This is a genomic window from Rheinheimera nanhaiensis E407-8 (assembly GCF_000296695.1).
Classification (GTDB): Bacteria; Pseudomonadota; Gammaproteobacteria; order Enterobacterales; family Alteromonadaceae; genus Alishewanella; species Alishewanella nanhaiensis.
The window spans coordinates 1-23371 of the sequence record NZ_BAFK01000036.1 but is presented as its reverse complement, the minus strand read 5'-3'; the positions used below and the strand labels follow the sequence as shown (position 1 = coordinate 23371).

Annotated in this window: 12 protein-coding genes; 2 read left to right on the top strand and 10 right to left on the bottom strand. The window is 53.2% G+C overall.

Annotated elements, in window-relative coordinates:
• Together RNAN_RS17900 and RNAN_RS17895 are read right to left on the bottom strand one after the other, a co-directional pair.
• Positions 1-1412: TonB-dependent receptor family protein (locus RNAN_RS17900; protein WP_040552610.1), on the bottom strand; the 1412-nt coding region annotated here is incomplete at its 3' end.
• 224 nt (positions 1413-1636) lie between these two features.
• Positions 1637-2095 (bottom strand): GNAT family N-acetyltransferase, encoded by a 459-nt coding sequence (locus RNAN_RS17895; RefSeq protein ID WP_008224408.1) that lies wholly within the window; start codon positions 2093-2095, stop codon positions 1637-1639.
• A gap of 191 nt (positions 2096-2286) precedes the next feature.
• Between RNAN_RS17895 and RNAN_RS17890 the strand changes: the two genes are divergently transcribed.
• Positions 2287-4296 carry a PhoX family protein gene (locus tag RNAN_RS17890; RefSeq protein ID WP_008224407.1) on the top strand — a complete coding sequence of 670 codons (2010 nt, stop codon included), beginning with the start codon at positions 2287-2289 and terminating at the stop codon, positions 4294-4296.
• Between the two features lie 22 nt (positions 4297-4318).
• On the opposite strand, the gene RNAN_RS17885 is transcribed toward RNAN_RS17890, so the two are convergent.
• From RNAN_RS17885 to RNAN_RS17860, 6 genes are all read right to left on the bottom strand, one after another.
• Entirely contained in the window at positions 4319-6763 is a 2445-nt protein-coding gene (locus RNAN_RS17885; RefSeq protein ID WP_008224406.1) for a putative bifunctional diguanylate cyclase/phosphodiesterase, read from the bottom strand.
• Positions 6764-6765: 2 nt separating this feature from the next.
• Complete coding sequence (locus RNAN_RS17880) at positions 6766-7938, bottom strand: hypothetical protein (protein WP_008224405.1); 1173 nt, start codon at positions 7936-7938, stop codon at positions 6766-6768.
• Positions 7928-8335 (bottom strand): type 2 periplasmic-binding domain-containing protein, encoded by a 408-nt coding sequence (locus RNAN_RS17875; protein WP_008224404.1) that lies wholly within the window; start codon positions 8333-8335, stop codon positions 7928-7930. Before RNAN_RS17875 ends, RNAN_RS17880 begins: the two co-directional genes overlap by 11 nt.
• A 161-nt stretch (positions 8336-8496) precedes the next feature.
• Positions 8497-9768, bottom strand: a complete 1272-nt coding sequence (locus tag RNAN_RS17870; RefSeq protein ID WP_008224403.1) for a DEAD/DEAH box helicase — start codon at positions 9766-9768, stop codon at positions 8497-8499.
• A 195-nt stretch (positions 9769-9963) separates the two neighbouring features.
• On the bottom strand, positions 9964-13920 hold the full coding sequence (gene pulA, locus RNAN_RS17865) for a pullulanase-type alpha-1,6-glucosidase (protein WP_008224402.1): 3957 nt from the start codon (positions 13918-13920) through the stop codon (positions 9964-9966).
• Between the two features lie 21 nt (positions 13921-13941).
• On the bottom strand, positions 13942-16830 hold the full coding sequence (locus tag RNAN_RS17860) for a TonB-dependent receptor (RefSeq protein ID WP_008224401.1): 2889 nt from the start codon (positions 16828-16830) through the stop codon (positions 13942-13944).
• Between the two features lie 264 nt (positions 16831-17094).
• On the opposite strand from RNAN_RS17860, the gene RNAN_RS17855 reads away from it, so the two are divergent.
• Positions 17095-18450, top strand: coding sequence for a hypothetical protein (locus RNAN_RS17855; protein ID WP_008224400.1), 1356 nt, complete (start codon positions 17095-17097; stop codon positions 18448-18450).
• Positions 18451-18475: 25 nt separating this feature from the next.
• Here the strand turns inward: RNAN_RS17855 and RNAN_RS17850 are convergent, their stop codons facing one another.
• Both RNAN_RS17850 and RNAN_RS17845 read right to left on the bottom strand, forming a co-directional pair.
• Positions 18476-19960 (bottom strand): tryptophan halogenase family protein, encoded by a 1485-nt coding sequence (locus RNAN_RS17850; RefSeq protein ID WP_008224398.1) that lies wholly within the window; start codon positions 19958-19960, stop codon positions 18476-18478.
• 109 nt (positions 19961-20069) lie between these two features.
• Positions 20070-22904: a TonB-dependent receptor gene (locus RNAN_RS17845; protein WP_040552612.1), complete on the bottom strand. Its 2835-nt coding sequence runs from the start codon at positions 22902-22904 to the stop codon at positions 20070-20072.
• Positions 22905-23371: the final 467 nt, after the last annotated feature.

The window sequence follows — 23371 nt, the reverse complement described above, 5'->3', positions numbered from 1 at the left end:
CGGTATACACCACCGTACAGCTGGGCAGCGTCGGTTAAATTATAGGTGGCACCTACACCGGGCAACCACTCGGTGTTGCTGGTAGTGGCTGTTGCGTTATCGTCGGTTAATACCACGCGGGTTTGCTCGTAGCTTTCTACCCGCAGGCCTGGCGTCACGGCAAAACGCTCGGTCAGCTCAATACGGCTTTGCGCATAAGCGGCGACACTGTCGGCCGAGTCCACGATATGGCGGTCATTCACGCCGGTACGATCTGAGCTGCGCACCGCTCGGATACGGGTGTCGTTGGCTTCTTCCTGCATATAGCGCACACCAAACTCGCTGCTGGCCACTTTGCCAAACAGCTGATGGTCTACGCTTAAACGGCTTTCAATACCCACACGGTCAAAACTGCGGTTGTTACCGGTTAAATCATCGGTGTATACCCAGCGACCGGCTTCATTTGACGCGGCAGTATCCACGTTATAACGCCAGTAATCGCGCGTCATTTCGCTCCAGTACAGCAGCGTTTTTAACGTGCTGCTGCTGGATAAAGTCCACTCGTGGTTGATATCCAGGCCGGTACGGTCAGTTAAAAAGTAATCGTCCGGGGCCGGGTTGTAGTCGGCGCCGGCTAAGTAATCGGCCAACAACATGCCACGGTAGGAAATATTGGCATCGTTTTCATGGCGTGATGCCTTAATACCCAGTTTATGCGCATCGTTAAATACCACACCGGCTTTGGCCATCACATCGGTCATTTCATAACCTTTGTCCATAAAGCCATCACTGGTGGCATGGCTGGCAACCACACCGGCAAAAGCATCGCCCGACTCGCTCTTGCCACCGGCTTCAATGCCAACTTCTCGCAGGTTAAACGAGCCGGCACGGGCCGACAGTTTTACGCCGTCGTCCGGCGTTTTGGTTTGGTAGTTCACCACACCGCCGATAGTAGACGGGCCATAGCGCAGTGATGACGAGCCTTTTAATACTTCTACCTGCTCTACACGCTGAATACGCGGGTTAAAGTAGCGATCGTTACCGATAAACAAGCCCGGCGCTACCGGCACGCCGTCCTCTAACACCAGCGATTTCGACTCACTGGCCGATAAACCACGCAGACCAAAGTTAGATACTACGGCAGTTTCTTCTTCGCTATTGACATTAATACCGGCGATGCGGCGCAGCACGTCCTGGTTAGACAGGGGCTGAATTTGCTCAATCTGGGCACGGTCCAGCACGACTACAGTACCGGTTTGTTCCAGCAATACCGGCACCGCTTCACCTACCACGCGGATCACTTCCAGCGTTGGCATAATGCTTTTACGCTCAACTGCCGCTTCAGCTGCCGGCGCTTGTTGCTGCGCAGCCACACCTACTGAGACAGACGCTAAGGCTAAAGCCAGGCTAAGACGGGATAATTTAAGGTGCATAACAACTCCGTTGTAAACAGGTCAGTTTTGAATGGGCGCAATTAGAACACAGCAAATAATACGAATCAATCTCATTTGATCTACGAATAAGAAATAGTGTTATTTTGCGCTGCCGATCGTCACGCTTGCAGGTCAAACTCTACTGCGTAGGGTGCTGCCAAACACAAAAAGCGGGGTAGTTGGCTATGGTTAAAGCTAAGCCGCGTTGGTCGCGGCTCGTTGGGTTACTGTAATACCGGCTTAATCATTTTTAAATGCGGAATATCATCTTCCAGATAGGGCTCGCTGGCCGGTTTAAAGCCAAGATCCTGATAAAACTGCTGCAGATAGCACTGCGCTGAGATATGAATATCGGTATCAGGCCATAACTCGGCCGCTACGCTTAAGGTTTTTTCTACCAGTACCTGGCCCAAACCTAAACGGCGGGCGGTTTGCGCCACACATACCCGGCCCACGCCCGGAAAACCGTCAAAGCTGACGCCCGGTGCCAGCACCCGTGAGTAGGCAATCACCTTATCGCCTTTTTTTAAAATGACATGCCGGGTTTGTGGATGCAGGTCTTTTTCATCCAGCTCCGGATAGGGGCAGTTCTGCTCTACCACAAACACATCTACCCTAAGCTGCAATAAACTGTATAGCGTTAGTGTGTCTAACTCAGCAAAGGTTACCACCTGCCATTGCATTTTTCTGTGCTCCCTGACTATCGAAAGTGCCACTATAACAGAGGCAAAAGCCTGCTGCCCATAGCCAAAGTGCCACCAGCCACGGCTTTGTCACCACATCATCATAAAAATGCTATTTAGATGTAACGCATCTGACATTTTCAGCCGCTTAAATACCGCCAGTGCAAAACAACATCAACCGGAGCCTGATAATGTCAAAACAACAACCCAGGGTAGCGATCGATAACAGTGGTGTCGATCCGCAAACTAACTTTTCACTCAACCCCAGCTTTGCCGCCATCGTTGACAGCCGCATGGCGCGCCGACGTTTTTTAAAAGGCAGTGTGGGTGCCGCCGTCGCTGCCTTTATTGGCACTAATCTGGCCGGTTGCAGCAGCAGTGACGATAACAACGCCGACACCCAGGTTCCCCCGGTGGCCGGGCCGGCCCTATTAGGCTTTACCGCCGTGGCCGCCGCCAGACCGGACGGCATTATCGTGCCAGAGGGCTACACCGCTAAAGCCTTCCTACCCTGGGGTACCCCTCTGACCGGCAGCTACCCGGCATTTCTGGCTGATGCCAGCAACAGCGGCAGCGACCAAGAGCAGCAAGTGGGTATGCATCACGACGGTATGCATTTTTTCCCGATCGATCAGCGCAGTGGTGCGACAGATTCATCGGAAGGCTTATTGGTATTTAACCATGAGTACATTGATAACAACCTGATCCATCCTAACGGCATCGACACGCTGCCACGTATTGCTGACCAGGTACGCAAAGAAATTGCCGCCCATGGTGTTACTGTGGCGCATATTCAACGCCAGGCTAATGGCGACTGGCATTTAGTGAGCAACAGCCCGTTTAATCGTCGTATTACCGGCGCCACGCCGATGGAGCTGGCCGGTCCGGTGCGTGGCAGCAGCAAAGTAATCACCAAATACAGCCAGGATGGCAGCCGCACCCGGGGTACGCTAAACAACTGTGGTAACGGCTTTACCCCCTGGGGCACCTATTTAACCTGTGAAGAAAACTGGGCCGGTTACTTTGTCAATACCGATGCCGAACAACCTCGTGAGCATAGCCGCTACGGTGTGTCTGACGATAACGGCCGTTACTACTGGGAAACGGCCACGCCCATGGCCGATGCTTATCAGCGTTTTAATGCCAGCACTACAGGCGCCAGCGCTGAGGAAGACTACCGCAACGAGCCGAATACCTTTGGCTGGATAGTGGAAATAGACCCGTTTAACCCCGACAGCGTGCCGCAAAAGCGCACCGCCTTGGGCCGTTTCGGCCACGAAGGGGTTATTTTCGGCAAGCTGGAAGAAGGCCAACCGGTGGTGGTGTATTCCGGTGACGATGCAACCTTTGAATACATATATAAATTTGTTTCCAGCGCGCCTTATTACCAGAATACCGCCGGTGGTCACTTACTAAATGACGGCACCCTGTATGTGGCGCGCTTTAATGCCGATGGCAGTGGCGACTGGTTACCACTGGATATCAACAACACCGACTTTATGGCGAAAGCCGCAGCGGCCGGTGTCAGCTTTACCGATCAGGCCGATGTGCTGATTAACACCCGCCTGGCTGCCGATGTGGCAGGCGCCACTAAAATGGACCGGCCAGAGTGGGGCGCTGTGCATCCTGAAACCGGCGAAGTGTACTTTACCCTGACCAATAACAGCCGCCGCACAGAGGCAGACGTAGACGCAGCAAACCCCCGTGCAGAAAACAGAACCGGCCATATAATCCGTTGGCACGAGCGGGAAAATCAGGCGGCGACTGCCTTTGATTGGGATATCTTCCTGCTGGCCGGTGATGTAGGCACAGCAACACCGGGCACTGAACTGGTGCTGGACGCCGATAACCATCTGGCTAGCCCGGACGGTTTATGGTTCGACGCCAATGGCCTGCTGTGGATCCAAACCGATATGAGCGGCTCGCAGCAAGGCGAGGGCCCTTTTGGTAATAACCAGATGCTGGTAGCAGACCCGCAAACCCGGCAGCTCAAACGCTTCTTAGTCGGCCCAACCGACTGTGAAGTCACCGGCATTACCGCCACGCCGGATATGAAAACACTGTTTGTGAATATTCAGCACCCGGGCGATCGCTCCACCCCGGATAACTTTACCAGCCACTGGCCGGATGGCGGCAGCAGCCGGCCACGTTCAGCAACGGTTATTATTACCAAAGATGATGGTGGCGTGATCGGTAGCTAGTGAAGCCACAAAGGTGTCTGGCTTAGCGGCTGGTGCTGACTACCTCTGTCAGTAAGGCCGCTGGCCAGTGTTGTTGCACCACCTGTTGCTGCACAAAAGCGGCCAGCGCTTGCTGCGGCAGCGGCCGCGCCAGATAGTAACCCTGTACCAGATCGCACTGATGCTGCTGTAACAGCTGCAGGTGGGCGAAGGATTCTACCCCCTCTGCCACCACCTGCAAGCCCAGTTTATGCACCATCGCAATGGTTGAGGCGACAATCTGATAATCCGAGCGGTTATCCAGCATGCCAAGCACAAAGCCTTTGTCAATTTTGATGGTGCTGACCGGCATTTGTTTCAGATAATTCAGCGACGAATAGCCGGTGCCAAAATCGTCGATAGCAAAACGAAAGCCCTGCGCTTTTAACTGGTGCATCACCTCTAATGTTTCACTGACATGGCTGACCAGGGTGCTTTCGGTGAGCTCCAGCTCGAACAAGCTGGCACTGAGCTGATAGCGCTTTAACAGACTGGCAAAACGCAGCGGCAGCTCAGGCTGTAAAAACTGCGTGGCGGATAAATTCAGCGCTATCACACAGTCTGTCAGCCCCAGCGCAGTAAATGTTTGCGCCTGCTGACAGCAGCGCTCAAACACCCAGTAGCCGACCTCTACCATCAGCTGGGTTTGCTCCAGCACACTGATAAACTCATCCGGCGGCACCGTGCCGCGCTCTGGGTGTTGCCAGCGAAGCAGCGCTTCAAAGCCGGCGAGGCGGCCGGTTAACAAACTGACCTGCGGCTGAAAACTTAAGCTAAATTGCTGCTGCGCCAGTGCCTGACGCAGCTCAGCTTCTAACTGCAAACGGCTGGCCAGCTCGGCCGACATCCGATCATTAAACCAGACAATGCTGTTGCGGCCGTTGTTTTTCGCCTGATACATCGCCAAATCGGCACGCCGTACCAACTCTTCTGCACTGATGTTGGCATCCTGGCTGACACTGACACCAATGCTGGCCGTCAGCTTTAAACTGCCCTGTTGCTGTAAAAATGGCTGCGTAAACAGCGCCAGCACCTGTTCGGCCAGCTGCCCGGCCTGGGCAGGCTCAGCCAGGTGCGGCATAACAATAGCAAACTCGTCACCGCCAAAACGGCACAGCACTTCGGCTGATGATACCGCTGAGCGCAGCCGCAGCGCGGTTTCAATCAGCAACTGATCGCCCACCGCATGGCTGCGGCTATTGTTGATGTTCTTAAACTTATCCAGATCTAAAAAGATGATGGCCACCCAGCCCGGCTGTTGCTGCAACATGCCCAGCGCCAGTTGTAACTGATACTGCAGCATATTGCGGTTACCCAAACCGGTCAGCTGATCAAACATCGCCATCCGCTCTAAACTGCCGGTTTTTTCCGCCAATTGCCGATCCAGCCTCTCTAAATCGTCACCCAGCTGCTGTACCGCGCTATTAAATTGGCTTAACTCATCGGCAATCAGCTGCGGCTGGCCGGTACTGTGCTGGCGAAACTCGTTATAACGCCGCTGTGCCAGCAGCGGCAGCGCCTGCGCCAGCTGCAAAATACGCCGGCTAATGCGGTGCGTCAGCAATGAGATAAGCAGTAACATACCTAAAAAGCAGCCGGCGGCCAGCCACAATACTTTGTGCTGATAGCGCTGGTTTTCCGCCATCACCTGGCTGACATCCTCCAGCAACAGCAAAAAATAACCCTCGTCGCTAGCCCCCATCAGTGGCAGCAAGTGCAGATAAAAATAGGCCTGCCCCAGCAGCACCACTTTGCCTTTTAACTGCAGCGCCTGCATCGCTGTGTCGTCTGCCAGCCGCTGGTAAGCCGCCCGGATAAGTGGCGCATCCGAGGCCTGCAACAGCAACGGTACCGGCTGCTCTGTCGCTTGCACTATGGCCACTTCTGCGCCCAAAGTCTGGTGTAAACTGAACAGCACGTCGGTCAGATCGGTGGTTAGCAACAGCACGGCCACCTCGCCGTAACCATTTAACAGCGGCAGGCTTTGCAGCTTGGCGCAGCGTTTTGCATCGCAGAAGATCTGCGCCAGTGGCCGCTGCTGCGCCAGGGTTTGTTGCAATAACGCCGTGCCTAATGGCTCGGGCGTGGCACCACTTTGCAGCAACAGTTGTTGCTGGGCATCAAATAAACTGAACTGGCTAACGGCAAACTGGCTGTTAAGCAGCTCGCCCTGATGTACCAGTTCAAAGGCAAAATCGGTAAAGTTATCGGCCTGATGCAAGCGCTGTAGCTCGGCATAGCTTTGCAGCCAGCTCAGCAGTTGCTGCTCTACCGCCCGGTTATACACAGCAAAATATTGCTGGCCCTGAGCTTTGCGCTGCGCTTGCTGACGCTCAAACTGCTCATTCATATGCAGTAAGGATAAGCTGGTAAAGCCAAACAGCAGCAACAACAGCATAGACAGCAGCAACAACAACATTTTCCACGACAGGCTTAAGTAACGCGGCATGGTTAGAACCTGTACATTAACTGCAGCGCATACAACTGCCAGTATTCGCGGTTGTTGGTCAGCACATCCGGCTGGATCACCGGGGTTAACCGCGCTGCGCCGCGGTTCCAGTGTAGCTCGGCCTGCAGCCTTAACTGGGTGGTTAAATCGACACTAAAGCCGCTGGCCAGCGTATGCTGATAACCAAAATAGGCAGGTAGCATACCACCGGTCTGGGCACTGAGTTGCCGGCCCCAACGGTCGTCTTTTTCCAGTACGGTGTAATCCAGCCAACTAAACAGCCGCCAGTCGGGGGTTAAGCGGTATTGCGCCAGCACATAGCCGCCCTGGCCCAATTGCTGGCGGTTAAACTGCGGGCTAAAAAAGCCCTGCGTTAATACCCGCTCTTGCTGCAGCTCTGTTGCCAGCTCCCACCGCTCGCCCTGATAACGCAGGTTCAGCATAACCCGCTGTACCCTAAAATTAGCGGCAGACAGTGGCTCAGCATCACCGGGCTGATACTCGAAGACGGCATCCTGCACAATCAGGCCAACATGAAAGGCACTGAAGGTTGGCTGCCAATACAGGCTGGCTTTGTGGTCACGCTGTAATTCGGTATCGCCACTGACATCATGCCCCAGCAACAGGCGGCTTTGTGCTGATGAGATGGGCACCGTGCCCAAACTCCAGTTAAAGGTAAGATCGCCAATAGCAGCCGAGCGGCGTAGCTGCAAGGCAACACCGTCCGAGCCGACGGCCACATCGCGAAAGCCATCAAAATACACTGACTGCGGCAGCACAATAGAAGGGCGGGTGAAGGGCACATCACGGGTGCTGGAATATAACCAGTGCTGGTTTTTTACCCGGCCCAGATACAGGTTGGCCTGCCAGTCACTGTTGTTATAAAAAGCCCAGTCCAGAAACAAATAATCCAGCCGGGCGCCGGTTGGATAACGGTTGCCGCCATCAAGGTAGACTAACTGGCCGGCCAGGTGCCAGGACGGTGACAAGCTGTAACGGCCATTGACACCAATTTCGGTCAGTTCTGCAGACAGCTCGCCGTCATCATTAACAAAGCCGCTGTCCGGCGCCTGAATCAGGCCCTGCGCGACAAACCCTTGCCAGCTAAGCTCAGACTCCGCCAGCACAGCCCCACTGCACAGGATAGTTAAAGCCATAGCGGCATTAATGTTCAAGACGGATCTCCTTTAACGGCGGATGCAACACGCCTGATTCGGCGTAGCCAATGGCGCCAGGGGTGACACTGAGCAGTTCCAGCATGGCACTGCTATCAGCCACCTGTTGTGGCCGGTTGCCGGTGCCGGAGAACGCATGTTTATCCCACAGGGTGCTAAGCTGATAGGGAAATAACCGTAGTTGCCGGCGGCTGAAGCGCTGGTGCAGTTCAGCCTGCTCTGGCAATACCAGCACGCGGATAGCACTGCCATCCGGCCATTGGGTTTGCCGCAGGGTAAAAATATTGCGCAGCTGGCTTGGTGTTAAGCTGTCGACCGGCACACTTGGATGTACCAGCACTACAGTGGCGCCCAGCACACTGTGCCAGCACAAACAGAGTAGCCACAGCCAACGCATCAGGGCTGAGCCTTACACATAACAGCAGCTAAAATTAACGAATTATTCACGATTGCAATCAAACTCATCAGCTGCCCGCCATCCTTGCGGGCGTGTAACCATAGCGTCAGTCTAGCAGAGCCATTTTAATTTTGCCCTGTTTACCTGGTGGAAACCTGAGGTTAGCTGATTGTTTTTGTTGTAACTTTAGTAGCAGGTGCGCGTTGCCCGTCACGGTGGCCGCTGCGTGGTGCCTTAGGTTTTTTCGGCTTGTAGGGTTTGCTGTTCAGCTTTGACTCGGCCAAAGGGTGCACTGGCTCAAAGCCGGGCATAAGCTGGCGTGGCAGCTGCTGTTTAATCAGCCGCTCTATCCCCGCCAGCTCTTTGCTTTCATCGGCACAGACCAGTGAAATAGCATGACCGGCCGCGCCGGCGCGGCCGGTGCGGCCAATACGGTGCACATAATCTTCGGCCACGTTTGGCAGTTCAAAATTCACCACCTGCGGCAGCTGGTCAATATCCAGACCACGGGCGGCAATGTCGGTGGCGACCAGCGCGCGGATAGTGCCGGCTTTAAAATCAGCCAGTGCTTTAGTGCGGGCGTTCTGGCTTTTATTGCCATGAATAGGTGCGGCTTTAATACCCGCCGCATCCAGATGCAGGCTGAGTTTATTCGCCATATGCTTGGTTTTGGTAAAGATCAGCACCTGCTGCCAGTTGTTATCGTTGATCAGTTTGGTGACCAGCGCCGCTTTACGGTTTTTATCGACCGGGTAAATCAGCTGTTCTACCCGCTCGGCCGTGGTGTTGGCCGGCGCGACTGACACTTCCAGCGGGTTCGCCACCAGGCCACGGGCTAGGGTGCGAATTTCTTCAGAAAAGGTGGCGGAAAACAGCAGGTTTTGCCGCTTTTTCGGCAGCAGTGCCAGAATTTTTTTAATGTCATGAATAAAGCCCATATCCAGCATGCGGTCGGCTTCATCCAGTACTAACACTTCTAACTGACCAAACTTCACGGCGTTTTGCTGATATAAATCCAGCAAGCGGCCTGGCGTGGCGATCAGAGTATCCACGCCACGGCGCAGCGCCATCATTTGTGGGTTAATTTTTACCCCGCCAAAGACTACGGTGCTGCGAAGCGGTAAATGCTTACCATAAGTGGTCACGCTTTCTGCCACCTGTGCCGCCAGTTCGCGGGTCGGCGTTAAAATAAGTGCCCGCACATGGTTCGACTGTACTTTACGGCCCTGCAACTGGCCTTGTGCCAGCAGTTGCAACAATGGCAGCGTAAAGCCGGCAGTTTTACCGGTGCCAGTTTGCGCAGCGGCCATCAGATCACGGCCGGCTAATACCGCCGGTATCGCTTGTTGCTGGATAGGCGAAGGGGTACTGTAGCCCTTTTCATCAATGGCTTTTAACAGTTCAGGTAACAGGTTTAATTCAGTAAATTGCATGCGAGATCCCGCAGTTAGGCTGCGAAATAAAACTGCCGCAGCTGCAGTGACCTTCCAAATGAAGGGGGGCGCAGCATACAGCAAAAGGCCGGTGAGAACCATGAAACAGTACGATAAAAGACAAAAAAGCCGCAATCAATGCGGCTAAAGGTGTCCAGGAAGTGCCCGGCTCTCACCGGGCATAAGGTAGGTAAGTTACAGTTTGGTAATGGTCATTACCGGTGCCTCAGGTACGCTGGCATCTACACTAAAACGGTAGGAGCCCGCTTCGGTGACATTGAGTGATAAGTCACCCGCATTGTATTCCAGCGTTTTACCGGTATTTAATGTCATCGCGCCTGCCGCTGCGCCATAGTTAATGGCGCCCCAGCTGGCGTCAGCGAACTTAAAGTTGTATTGCTTAACCTCGTTGAGTACCAGATCTATCTGGTAGATATTAGCGCCAACATAGGCCATGGCATCAACCGGATCCCAGCTTAACGCACCGCGCAAATAGACCGTAGTGCCCACGCCATAAGGCGGTAACTCCTGCACTGTCAATACCGGCGCATCTTTATTATTGGCATCCAACGTAAACACGTAAGTCGCGTTGTTCGGGATTACCACATTAAGATCGCCACCTGGGCTGGCCAACGTTTTCGCAACGCCCAAAGTAACGCTGTTTCCGTCTGCACCACCACCAAAAATAGGTGTAGTCCAATCGGCATCGGCCACTTTAAAGTTGTAACTACCTGCATCTAGCTGCAGCGCCAACGAATAGATACCTTCGCCGTCATAAGTCATGGCATCAGTCGCACCCCAACCATTCATTTCGCCTTTCACATAAATAGTGGTGGCTTCGTAGGGTGGAATATCCGGTGCACCGCTGGTGGCATCTGCAGCCAGGCCCGCTCCCTGCGTGGCTCCCTGGGCTTTAACAAATACCGCCATGGTATAAGCCGGCACGGTAAAGGTGCCTTCATCTGTGCCTGCAGTAAAGCTGGCCGCTGTCACACTACTATCCACCGAAGCTTGCTGTATTGGGTGTAAATCAAAACCTGCTGCTGTCGGTATGGTGTGCGACTGCTGCTGACCTGTGCCGTTAATCATCACCACCAGTGCATCGTGCATCGGGTCAAGATCGGTTAAGCCAACACCATCGTCAATGCTCATCACAATAACGCCCTGGGTTTGGCCCTTGCCAATATTGTGAAAACCAACCCTATCCATCACATCCTGCGCGCTCGTCAGGCGAAACAGCGGGCTGCCCGAGCGGATACTTAAAAACTCTTTAAACACTGAGCTTGCAAAGCTGATCTGCTCTGGCTCTGGTTTAGCATTAGGGTCGAGCAGGATTTGTCCTATCACTGTCCAGTTATCACGGTTTTTCTCTGCCAGTGGCAAGCCAACGGCAAAGTTGTTTGTTTGCATGGTGAAGTCGACAAAGTTAAACCAATCACCGGCATCATAGCTGTCGCGGTCCATCGATTTCGAGCGCAGGAAGTCACCGCCCATTTGTAAAAATGGTATACCCTGGCTCATTAGCGGAATGGCAATAGCAATATTCTGCGCCCGCACCCGCTCTTCCGCCGTCATAGTTTTGTCCAGGTTATACTGCAACTTATCCCACAGCGTTTCATTATCATGTTTTGACACATAGTTAATGATGTCAGCCGGGTCTGCTGCATAGCCTGCGCCACCAAAGCTGGACGCCGGGCCGGCAATACCCTGGTAACTTTCCAGTACATAGTCTTTTAGTGTGCCGGCCAGACCGATGCGGATTAAATCCTGTTTGCGCAGGTTATCGTCTGATAACTCAGTGCTAAACAGCACCGCATCACGGATGGGATCACGCGGCCGGTCGTTAAAGGTGCCCACTTCTGTACCGGCCATATCAATTTGTTTGGCCTGCACAAATAAGCGGTTATTGGTCACTTCACCGAAGTTCCAGCCTTCACCATAGAAGTATACCGTAGGGTCGAAGCTGCGCAGGACTTCGCGCGCGGCCAGGATGCTGTCTTTGGGCGAGTGGCCCATAATGTCAAAGCGGAAGTCGTTAAAGCCAAAGTCCCGCGCCAGGATAAGCAAGGAGTCCTGCATAAACTTATCGAACATCCGATGCTCAGTGGCGGTGTTTTCACAGCAGGTAGAACGCTCAATACCGCCAGTGGTTTCGTTATAACGGTGGTAGTAACCGGGCACAATTTTATCAAACACAGAGGTGGTGTTCAGGCCCGAAGCACTGGTGTGGTTGTACACCACATCCAGCACAGTGCGCAGGCCAAGATCGTTTAATGCCTTGTTCATGGCCCGTACTTCTTTAATGCGCGCCACACCGTCCGGGTTAGAAGCATAGCTGCCCTCAGGGGCAATAAAGTGCTGTGGGTCATAACCCCAGTTAAAGCCATCAATGCTGCGCATCGCTTCTACCAGCTCCTGGGCTTTTTCACCAAAGGGTGAGTAGCTCTCCAGCACCGATAACAAGGTGGCGTTGGCGTCGGTATTACCACACACCGGTGCATTGGCTTTTAACTGACACAGCCGGCCTACGGTATCGCTCAGTTCAATACGACGGTTGGCGTCTTCATTGATATTGGCCTGGTCATTTAGCGGCAGCAGGTGAAAATGCGTTAAGCCATTATCGGCCAGCGACTTTAAATGCTTAACCGGTAATGAGTCCATCTCGGTAAACGCCAGATATTTACCACGATTCGCCGCGCTGACGCTTTGGTCACGAATAGAGAAATCACGTACATGGCCTTCGTAAATCACGATATCCTCAGGCTTAGCCACCGTGGGCACAGTGCGCTCACTCCAGCCTTCTGGCGCCAAATCGGCATCATTCAGGTTAACAAACTGGCTGTAACGGCCGTTGGTAGACAGGCTTAGCGAGTAAGGGTCCGTGCTTTCAATGGTTTCTACCTTACGGGTTAACGGATGGTATACCGTTACCTCATAGCGGTAGAACTGTCGGTCCAGCGCACTGCTGCCTTCATAGTGCCAAATCCCGCTCAGGCTATCCAGCGCCATGTCGTGGGTAGCGGTTAGGCTTTTGCCGGCGTCGTACACTTTTAACTTCACGCTACGGGCAGTTGGTGCCCAAACACTGGCAGTAATGCCGCCATCCTGATACTGAATACCCAGGCCGGCTTCATCGGCATCATCATCACCTTTAGTGTATAAATCGTCCAATACCTTGGCAGCCTGCACATAGGTGGCAGCCAGCAGCTCGCCATCGGCATCGGTCGCGGCCAGTACCAGTTGGTTCTTCACCATGGCTTTGGCTTCATCGGCAGTAAAGTTAGCACTAAAGGCCGGCTTGTCGGCCAGATGGGGCACCAGGGCTTTTTCGGCGTCAGTTAAATCGGCAGGCATTAGCTCTACGCTGCTGCCAGACAACTTACCATCACGATCGATTTCCAGATCGGCATCGGCAGAGTAATGTAATTTAACAATGCTAGAGGGCGCTACTGAGCCATTCCAGACAAAGGTATTCTGGCCAATCCAGTGCGCCGCTGCGCCCTGTACGTTTACGCCCAGTGACACCACCGGGTATTCAAATACGCCATTTACACCAGAGAATATCCAGTTCATGCGGGCAAATTCCGGGTCATCCTGTGACAGCGGCATTTGCATATCCGGGCCTGGGTCTTTACCGGCATCGTCGGTACCAATGTGGACAATAAAGTTACCGCAGGCACCTTCTGTCCCGGCATAACCGGGTTTTAAGTTTAAAATCCAGTAAGCGCCATAGTTAGGGTCAACACCGTTATGCACCAGACCATTATCCCAGGACGGCGCAATAGAGGAAGGCTGATAGGCATCACAGGTTTCGTTATTCCAGGTGTGCAGACGGTAACCGGCGTACGCGCCATCCTGTGGCCGTTTGTAAAACAATACCGCCTGATTGGCGCCAGCAAACACCACCGGATCCGGCGCATTAGGGTCTTTACCAATCACACAGCTTTCGTTCTTAGCATCTGGCACGGTTGGCGCCGGGCAGTAAATGGGCGGCGGGTCGATACAGCTGGTACCGCTGGCATCAGGTATTTGCGGCACATTACAGGTCAGTAACACCTCGCCGGGTTCGGTCGAGTCAGTACCGCCACAGGCAGCCAGCAGCTGTACTGCCAACGCCAGGGTACTGAGTTTTAATAAACTAAAGCTATTCATTATGCTTGCTCCAAAATCCGCTTAAAAGGTGTACACCGCGCCAAAGTAGAACTGGCGACCAAAGAACTGGATGGTGCCGGTTTGCGCTTTGTCACCGAAATAACTTTTGGTTGGCTCGTCGGTCAGGTTGTTTACCTGGAACAACAGCTTAAAGTTGTCGTTAATGTCGTACGAGGTTTGCATATCAATCACGGTTTCGCTGTCAAAGTTGGTGATTTGCTCATCTATACCGACCTGAGACGACACAAAAGGCGAGCGGTAACGGGCACTGACGCGGGCATCAAAACCCTGATAGTTCCAGAATACCGTGCCGGTAAACACATCTTGCGACAAACCTTCAAAAGTAGTTTCGATTGGCTCACCGCCTAAGCTGTTAATCAGGCTGACTTCACTTTCGGTGTAGGAGTAGCTGCCTGACACACCCAGGCCAGACCAAATTTCCGGCAGGAAATCAAACACCCGGGTAAAGGCCAGCTCAGCCCCGCGGATATAGCCGCCCTCGCCGTTATTCACTGCGGTAGAGAAAGCGCCATTAAAGGTGGTGCGCGGTATACCGTCTTCGTCAACAATCACCTCTGGCACATCAAAACCGGCGCCGGCGAAGTCAAATTCCTGAATGGTAAAATCGTTTACAAAAGACTTAATGTCTTTGTAAAACAGTGCAAAGGCTACAGCACCGGCCGGTACATAGTACTCGTATGACAAGTCGAACTGGTTAGCTTCAAACGGCCGCAGGAACGGGCTGTTGGCACTGGAGCCGCTGATTTCACCGTCGTCACTGATGGTAATAGAGGTATTAGACGCCAAACGGTTAATCGGCGGGCGCGAAATCACCTTGGCTGCCGCAAAGCGGATTTGCGAGTTGTCGGTAATACCAAAGTTCAGGTTTAACTGCGGCAGCACGTCGGTGTATTTTTCACCCAACACACCGGGCGCATAGCGGGTATTTACCAGGCCGGCCTCATCGGTGATGTTTTGCGCGCCGCGCAGCGGATCACCGTTTACATCGGCTAAGTCGGTCGCGCTCTGGTCAGTTTGCACCACCCGTACGCCAACGTTACCAGTCAGGGGTATGCCAAACACTTCGCTGTTCAGGTTCGCCATCACATAGCCGGCCAGTACATCCTCGTAGACTTCGCCGCTTTGTAATACTGACCAGTTGGTATTAGGGCCAGTGGGGTTAAACTGCGACGGCAGAATGTCCGGGTTACCCGTGCCCCAGGTTTGCACTGGCTGCGGAATCCCCTCGGGGAACCAGGCGTTTAGTGCTGCGTCCAGATCAATCGCCAGGTAGCTGGGGTAAGTGGCAAAATCGCCACTGAAATTGACCACCTCAACCATATCGGCGGTTAAGCGCAGCGGTGGCTGTGAATTTAAAAAGGCGCCGTCACTGCCGTACTCAAACACTGAACGATCATTTTTATAAGTACGCTCAGAGTAACGCACACCGGCTTCTAACGAGGCCAACACCGGCATATCCAGTAACCAGGTGGCATCCAGCCGATAGGCATTCACTTCATCCTCGTTAACAAAAGGATAGATGCCGTATTTGCTCACCATGACCTTATCAATGTCTGAGAAGGCCTCTGCCTGGTTAAAGCCCACGCTAGGCAGGTTTAAACCGTTTAACAGATAGGAGATAGACACATTGGTATCCAGCACCGGTGTGGCGGCGTTGGCATCTTCTGCCACTAAGGCCCACAGCAAACCGTTACGGAAATCGCTCTTGGCGCTGGAATGCGACACATCAAAGCTCAGGTTTACCGTGTCGGTCACATCCCAGTCGGCATTAATGCCAAAACTGCGCACTTCGTCGTAGTCGCGGTTATCGTCGTTAACAATTTCAACCCGGGTAAAACTGCTGCTGGTGCGGTTAAAGGTACCGCCAATCACCGAGCGGCCGTTCAGCGTTGGGTTACCCAGCGCTGCCGTAGGGCCGCCAAATTTCACCCGAAAACCACGGGCAAAGGCTTCTTTGTCAAACTTAGATAAAAACGCATCGGCTTTTAGCGTAAAGGCATCATGCGGTGTCCACTCCAATGCAGCCATATAGCCATCACGGGTTTCTTCGCCACCTTTGTGCTGAATTTCAAAGCCTTCGCTGATAAATTCGTTTACACCATCATCATTGGTGTCTTTCTGGCCGTTATAAGCCAAACCAACAAACTGTGTCGCCACGCTGGGCTGATACAGCCGGGCGTAGCCGGCAGCTAAGCCAAGAGTATCGTTTAAAAACTTGCCCTGATACGACAGGCTAAAACGGTGGCCAAAGTCGACACCGTCCGGCACTTCATCAGCACGGTCGTTGTACATGCCACGGGCATTAACAGTGAAGGTATGCTGCTTTTCGTTACGCAGCGGGCTGGCGGTTTGTAGCTCGACGGTACCGGCGACACCGCCTTCAATCAGCGACGCTTTCGGCGACTTATACACCGCAGCGGAATTAATCAGCTCTGACGGGTACTGGTCAAATTCAATATTACGCTTGCCACTGGTCGATACCTGCTCGCGGCCATTGAGGGTAGAAAACACAAAGCCACCGGACATACCGCGAATATTAATTTCGGCCGCCTGGCCGCCGGTGCGTACCGCTGAGATACCCGGTAAGCGGGTCAGCGCATCGGCCATTGACACATCAGGCAGTGCGCCCAAATCATCGGCCGAGATGGTTTCCGATACCGTATCGCCAAAGCGTTTATCGTCTAACGAGCGAAACAGGCTGCTGGCAAAGCCGCGTACCTGTATTACTTCAACACTGTCCAGCGCCTGCTCGGTGGCGGCACTGTCGTTGCTACTTTGTTGCGTTGCTGATTGCGGCGTCTGCTCTGTTGTTTGTGCAACAGCAGAACACGCCAGACTACCCCCCCCTGCCATAGCAAGCGTGAGCAGACTAAGCCTGAACTTATTCATGCCCTGTTTCCCCGTGTGTTTTTATTATCGGTGCTGCCTTCCATGCCACCAGCATGAACTGCTGCCCGCTGCTTGTACTGTGTACAGTTATTAACCGTAATGGGGCAGGCCGCAATATGAATACGTATTCAGCCGCGCCAGTTTGGCGCATTTCGCCATCCGCGTGTCACAAAAGGGTGCAACCGGAGGTGATGGGAGTTTGGCTCTTTTCTCGCCAGACGCTTTACGGTAAGGTGAAGCCAGCCATTTTGACAAGGACAGCGATTGCGTAGCCCAGCCCCAAAACTTGCTGCCGACAGCAGCTTTGTGCGTGAACTCAAGCGATTACTCTCGCGGTTAAGCGCCGTATCTGCTGCCGACAGCCTGGTGAGTTTGTTTAGTGACAACCTGCGCTACAGCAGCTTTGCCTGCGGTACTGCCGGCGAAAAGCTGCCCGACGGCCAGACGATAAAGCCTGAGCTGACGGCACAACTCTGGTTTTTAGCCGAGCAGATGCTGGGCCTGATTGAAGGCAGCAGCCCGGCGGATACGCTTGTCCGCTCGGCCAGGCTGCTGGGCTGCCTGCAACTGACTGCGCCGGTGTCACCCCGGCGCTGGCGTGAGCGGCAATTTGGCTACAAACTGCTGCACCGCGCCACGCTTAGCCTGCGCTTGCTGGATCATGCGCTGGCGCACCAGCTGATTACCGAACCCACCCTGCTGCTGCACTTTCGCCAGCGCCAGCCGCAAAACCCCGACTGCAGCTACCGGTTGCAGGTGCAAATGCCGCTGCTGGTAGCATTAATGCTGCTTGACGCCGGTCAGCTTGATGGTAAAGCCCAGCGCCTGCTTACCGGCTACAGCGGCGAGCTGGATAGCAGCCGCGCACTGTCCGCTGAAGAACGCGCGGAGTATTTACAGCTGATACAAGATGGCAGCCAGCGCTTAGCACAGCAGGCGCTTGTGGTGCTGCCGTACCGGGGCAATGACAAACAACAGCGGCAACAGCATCAGCACAGCGAACAGCAGAAACTGGCGCTGGTGCGTCTGTTGCTGCAGCAACAGCAACAGCCGCTAAGTCTGCTGGGTAACCTGCTGAAAATTCCGCAGGTATACAGCTCCATGGTGCTGCCCGGCCGGCAGCGCTATGTGTACGAAGCCCTACCCAAAGCCAGCTTACTGCTTAAAGACAGTGCCCGGCGCGGCCAGTTGCACAGCACCCTGGTAGAACACTTTTTGCAAATTACCGGCGTGTTTCCGCAGGGTTTTGGTATTGCCTTTACACCGCAGCAGCACGATGGCAGCCAGCAGGAAAAATACGAGCTGGCCATTGTAAACCAGCTGTATCCGCCGAATATCGCCGAGCCGCTGTGCCGGGTGGTAAGCCGCAACCTGCAATACCGCCGTGGTGGCCATAATATCCGCATCAGCATAGCGCATAATTTGTACTTTAAACCGGCACGCCAGCGTTTAGCCACCATCCCGAAACAACGCTTACAGGACATTCTGACCCAGCTCAGCGCCGACTGGCAGCCGGGCCAAATACGCAGTTTTATTCCGCGCTGCTGGCACCCGGAGCAGTTTTTTCAGCAAGCCGAGCACCAGAATTTGTGGAACAACGCCGTGCTAAAACACAATTAAGCACGGCGCTCTTGCCAAGCGCCTGTCAGGCAGCGCAGATACGGCGCAAAAACTCGTCGTGGCTGGGCAGTTTATCCAGCGGGTCGCGTTTTATCGCCAGCATGGTTTGCAGCATTTGTTTTAACTGGGCTTCAGAGTAGCTATTGGCCAGCGGATGATAATCTTTTGGCACTATGCCCTGCCCCAGCATTACCTGCAGCCAGGAGCTTTCAAGAAATAAGTCATTCTGCTCGCGGAACAGGCTGCCATTTTCAGCAAATAACTGAATTTTACGCTTCAGCGTGTCAGGCACCTGCATCTGACGCACATCGCGCCAAAACGGGCTGTCGGTGCGCTCGTTAACGTGATAATGCAGAATAATAAAATCGCGCACCTGCTCAAATTCAATCTGCGATTGGCGGTTATATTCATTCACCAGCGCCTCGGTTACGCCCTGATGCGGAAACAGCTGCAGCAAACGCACCACGCCCGACTGGATCAAATGAATACTGGTCGACTCCAACGGCTCTAAAAAGCCACTGGACAGGCCCACCGACACCACATTGCGGTGCCACTGTTTGCGGCGCCGGCCGGTTTTAAACTGAATAAACTTTGGCTCGGCCAATGCCTTGCTATCGAGGTTAGACAGCAGTAACTCCGCCGCCTGCTGCTCGGTATAATGTGAACTGCTGTACACCAGGCCATTGCCGTTACGATGCTGCAACGGAATACGCCACTGCCAGCCACTGCTATGTGCAATCGCGCGGGTGTAAGGTAGCGTGTGTTCAAACCGCTCAGACGGCACTGCCACGGCTCTGTCGCACGGCAGCCAATGGCTCCAGTCTTCGTAACCGGTATTCAGCTTTTGCTGGATCAGCAGGCCACGAAAACCCGAGCAGTCAATAAACAAATCACCGGCCAACACCCGGCCATCCTCCAGCACTAAATGCTGGATGTCGCCATTGCCATGCTGGGTAACACCGCTGACTTTGCCCTCGTGGCGCACTACGCCCATCTGCTCACTGAATTTACGTAAAAAGCGCGCATAAAGGCCGGCATCAAAGTGATAGGCGTAAGGGAGCTCCAGCACCGGATCTTTGCTGTTAATACTGGCAAACTTACCGGCCTCGGCGCACAGATAGTTTAAATCGTACTGCCATAGTGAGGTGGTATCACCCAGTTGCTGTGCCCGGCGCCACAAATGGTGAAAATGACAAAAAGCCAGACTTTTACCCGGTGCACCAAAAGTATGGTAATAGCCTTCGCCCGGCACACGCCAGTTTTCAAATTTTATTGCCAGCTTAATGGTGGCCTTGGTTTCACGTAAAAACTCGGCTTCGTTAACGCCCAGTACATTGTTTAACAGCCGTATTGGCGGGATGGTGGCCTCACCCACGCCAACAGTGCCTATATCGTCAGATTCAATCAGATCAATATCGACCACCGGCCCTAGTACTTTTTTTAGTAAGGCCGCCGCTATCCAGCCAGACGTGCCACCCCCTAAGACCACTACTTTGCGAACGCTTTGCATTGTTGCCCCTTGCATATAAAACAGCCCAACCAGGCTAAGCTTGGTCGGGCTGTTGTTAACGGTTAAGCAGCAACAGCTTGCCGCTTAATTGCCACTTGGGCGGCCAAACTTAGAACTTATAGTTTAAGCCTAACATATAGTTACGGCCGAAGCTTTGGTACGTTACCACCTGACGGGTATCATCGCCGTTGTAGCTTACGTCTTTCTCGTCAGTCAGGTTTTGTGCCTGCAACGTTACACGTAAACCTTTCAGCGCTTCTATGCCCGACTCGCTAAAGTCATAGCCAATTTGCGCATCCCACAGCTCAGAGCCCTGACGGTTTACCGGTACCAGGCTTAAGCTTAAACCACGCTCTTCTGTCTGGAACTCGTCACGCTTAGTGCCTGAAATACGGAATTCAAAGCCTTTGTACTCATAATACGCGGTCAGCGTAAAAATTTCTTCCGACAGACCCGGCACCCGGCCACCATCATCCAGTTTACCGTCCATAAAGGTGGCGCTGGCAACAATACCAAAACCATCTAAAGCTTCATGGAAAATATCAAACGGTACACTGGCCTGGAACTCGTAACCACGCACAAAGCCCTGTAAGCCATCCTGACGCACATCTAACCGACCCAGGAAGGTTGCTGGCGGTTGGTTACCTGTGCCATCAGAAGACTGATGGAAACCCGGGATATAGTTAGCTGTGAAGTCATTAATTAACGTGACATTACGGTGCCAGTTTTTCAGATCTTTAAAGAAGAAGCTGGCAGCAAAGAAGCCATTATCGTGGTAATAATTTTCGTATGACAAATCGAACTGATCAGCTTCCAGTGGTTTTAACTCGGTATTACCACCGTTGCCACCCCAGGCGCTGTTCAGCGGATCATCATCCAGAATATTATTGTCGTTAAAGGCAAAGGTGACCTGCGAGTTAGGACGCATATCATCCATCCGCGGCCGGCTCATCACTTTCGATAAACTGGTACGTACATACTGGCGATCGGCCACTTCAAAGCTCAGGTTCAGGCTGGGCAGCACATCAGTGTAGTCGGTACCTGCTGACACCGGTGTCGGTTCAGTAAAGCCCTGTGCATTGGTGGTAGTGCTAAAACCGTCACCGCTCTGATCAGCACGGACAATTTGTACACCGACATTACCAGTAACAGCGATATCACCAATTTCTGTGCTGATATCCAGCATACCGTACAGCGTGGTTAGCTTTTCATCAATTTTATAAGTATCACCAAAACGGCCATTTTCCAGCAGGGCGGCATTGGTTTCAGTGTAAAAACCGCTGCGGTATAAGCCTAAGCTGTCGTACGCCAGCACACCGTTAATGCCGATAAAGCTTAAATCAGCCACACCCAGCACATTAGGAATAGGGCTTGCATCCGGCCAGTCATTGGCAGTTAAGAAAGCACCGTTGTTAATCTTGGTTTTAGAGCGCTCTTTATAGACAACGCCCAGTTCCAGCTCGTTAAAAATACCCCACTCGACATAGCCATTGGCTTGTAAGCGCACACTGTCCAGTGTCTCTTCAAAATCCGGGTTATTCACAAAGCCATCTTGCGCAGTGTCCGGGCCAAAGCCAGGCACGCCTTGGAAATTTTGAATAGGTGCTAACGAGCCACCCCAGGCTTGCGGGCCGGCTAAACGGATTAAGCTTGGGTCGGTCAAATCAACCGGCGCAATAGTTGGGTGATCAGAGTAAAAGGCCCCATTGGGTGTCATCACCCAGGAGCGGGCGGTGATAGGGCGGTTTGGTGTATTGGCACGACCGACACCAGAGTAGCTCTCAATATCGGTAATCGACTTGGTCACTTTACCGCTGGAGATATCCAACTGACCCAGCCAGTTATCGCTGATTTGGTATTCCAGGTTTAAGCCAAAGGTTTTTAGCTCAGCATCCTGCTCGCGTACGTCGTTACGCACCACAGAATAGAAGCCGTCGTAAAAACCTGAGGTGACCAAACCATTTTCTACACCTGTGATGGTATAGGCACCAGTACCCCACTCAGCACCGCCTTCTTCTAAACCACGGCGGGCGTCTTGTTCATTAAAATCAATGTACAGCGCATCAAAGGTCGCCTTTAATTGATCATTAACCGCATATTCCAGCACCAGCGCTATAGAGTCACGCTCTAACATAGCAGAACGGGTAAAAGAGTCGTGGCCACCCAGAATTACAGTACCCTCAGGTACTGTTACGCCGTCAGCCGCGCGTGCAGCATTAGCACCGGCATAACCCCAACCGCGGAACTGCTGCTCCTGTCGCGGAGTTTCCATTGTCGCCACTACCAGCGCCACACCCAGCTTGTCATCGAGGAACTTATCTACGTAGTTAAACGATAAGCGATGCCCTTTGTTATCAAAGTCCGGGTTGCCCGAGTCCTGATCGTTTTTCTCGTAGCTGCCGTTAAAGGCAATAGTGCGTTCTGCTGACAGCGGTTTCACCGTTTGTAAATCAACGGTACCACCAATACCCTGCGCCATTAGGCTGGCGTCTGGTGTCTTATAAATCAGTGCGGTTGAGACAATTTCAGAGGGGTATAAATCGTACTCTACGCCACGGTTGTCACCCATGCCCAACAGCTCACGGCCGTTTAATGAGGTGCCAACGTAGTTTTCGTTAAAACCGCGCACCGACAAACCGCTGGTACGGCCGTTACGACGCTCACCGGCCAGGCCGGGCAGACGGGCTAACGACTCTGCCACACTGGTATCGGGCAACTTACCGATATCTTCAGCTGACAATACTTCAACAATAGAGTTTTCACTCATCTTAATCGCCTGCGCCCGTTGTAAGCTGCCGCGATAACCTGTTACTGAAATTACTTCGATTTGCTCATCAGCTTTGGCTTGCTCATCGGCCTGTGGCGCAGTTTGCGCGTAGGCCATAGTGCCAGAACCCGCTGCCGCTAACGCCAGTGTCAGCATACTGAGTTTAAATTTAGTCATGTCCTTCATCCCCGGTGTGTTGTGTGTGTCGCCCGCAGCTGTAAGCGCAGCCATGCAGTGCAACCAGACTTTTGTCTAAGGCTATTTATTAAACTTATTAGGTCAACAGCTCAATATGAATACGTATTCATAATTACTAATTTGCCCAAAACCAGAGCAACCAAAGCCCTGCCTGCACCAGCGCAGTGCGCCGCGCCGTATCAGGGCCAGACGGCTGTTAGCTGCATGCCATTGGCTTAACTTATAGCAGATTTACGCCGTTTTACCGCCGCCAGCACAGTTGAAATTTTTATTGCATACGTATGCAGCAGGTTTAATAAATTGAGCAGGCTGATTTATGCTTGCACCGTTAAATGGCAGAACAAAGCAAACCTGTGGACTTGCTGTGCTGCCAGGTGGGAGCACTCTATGACACGTTTTAGCCATCAGCCCGAAGCGGTCGCCGCGTTAAGCCGCGCCCAGGTAAA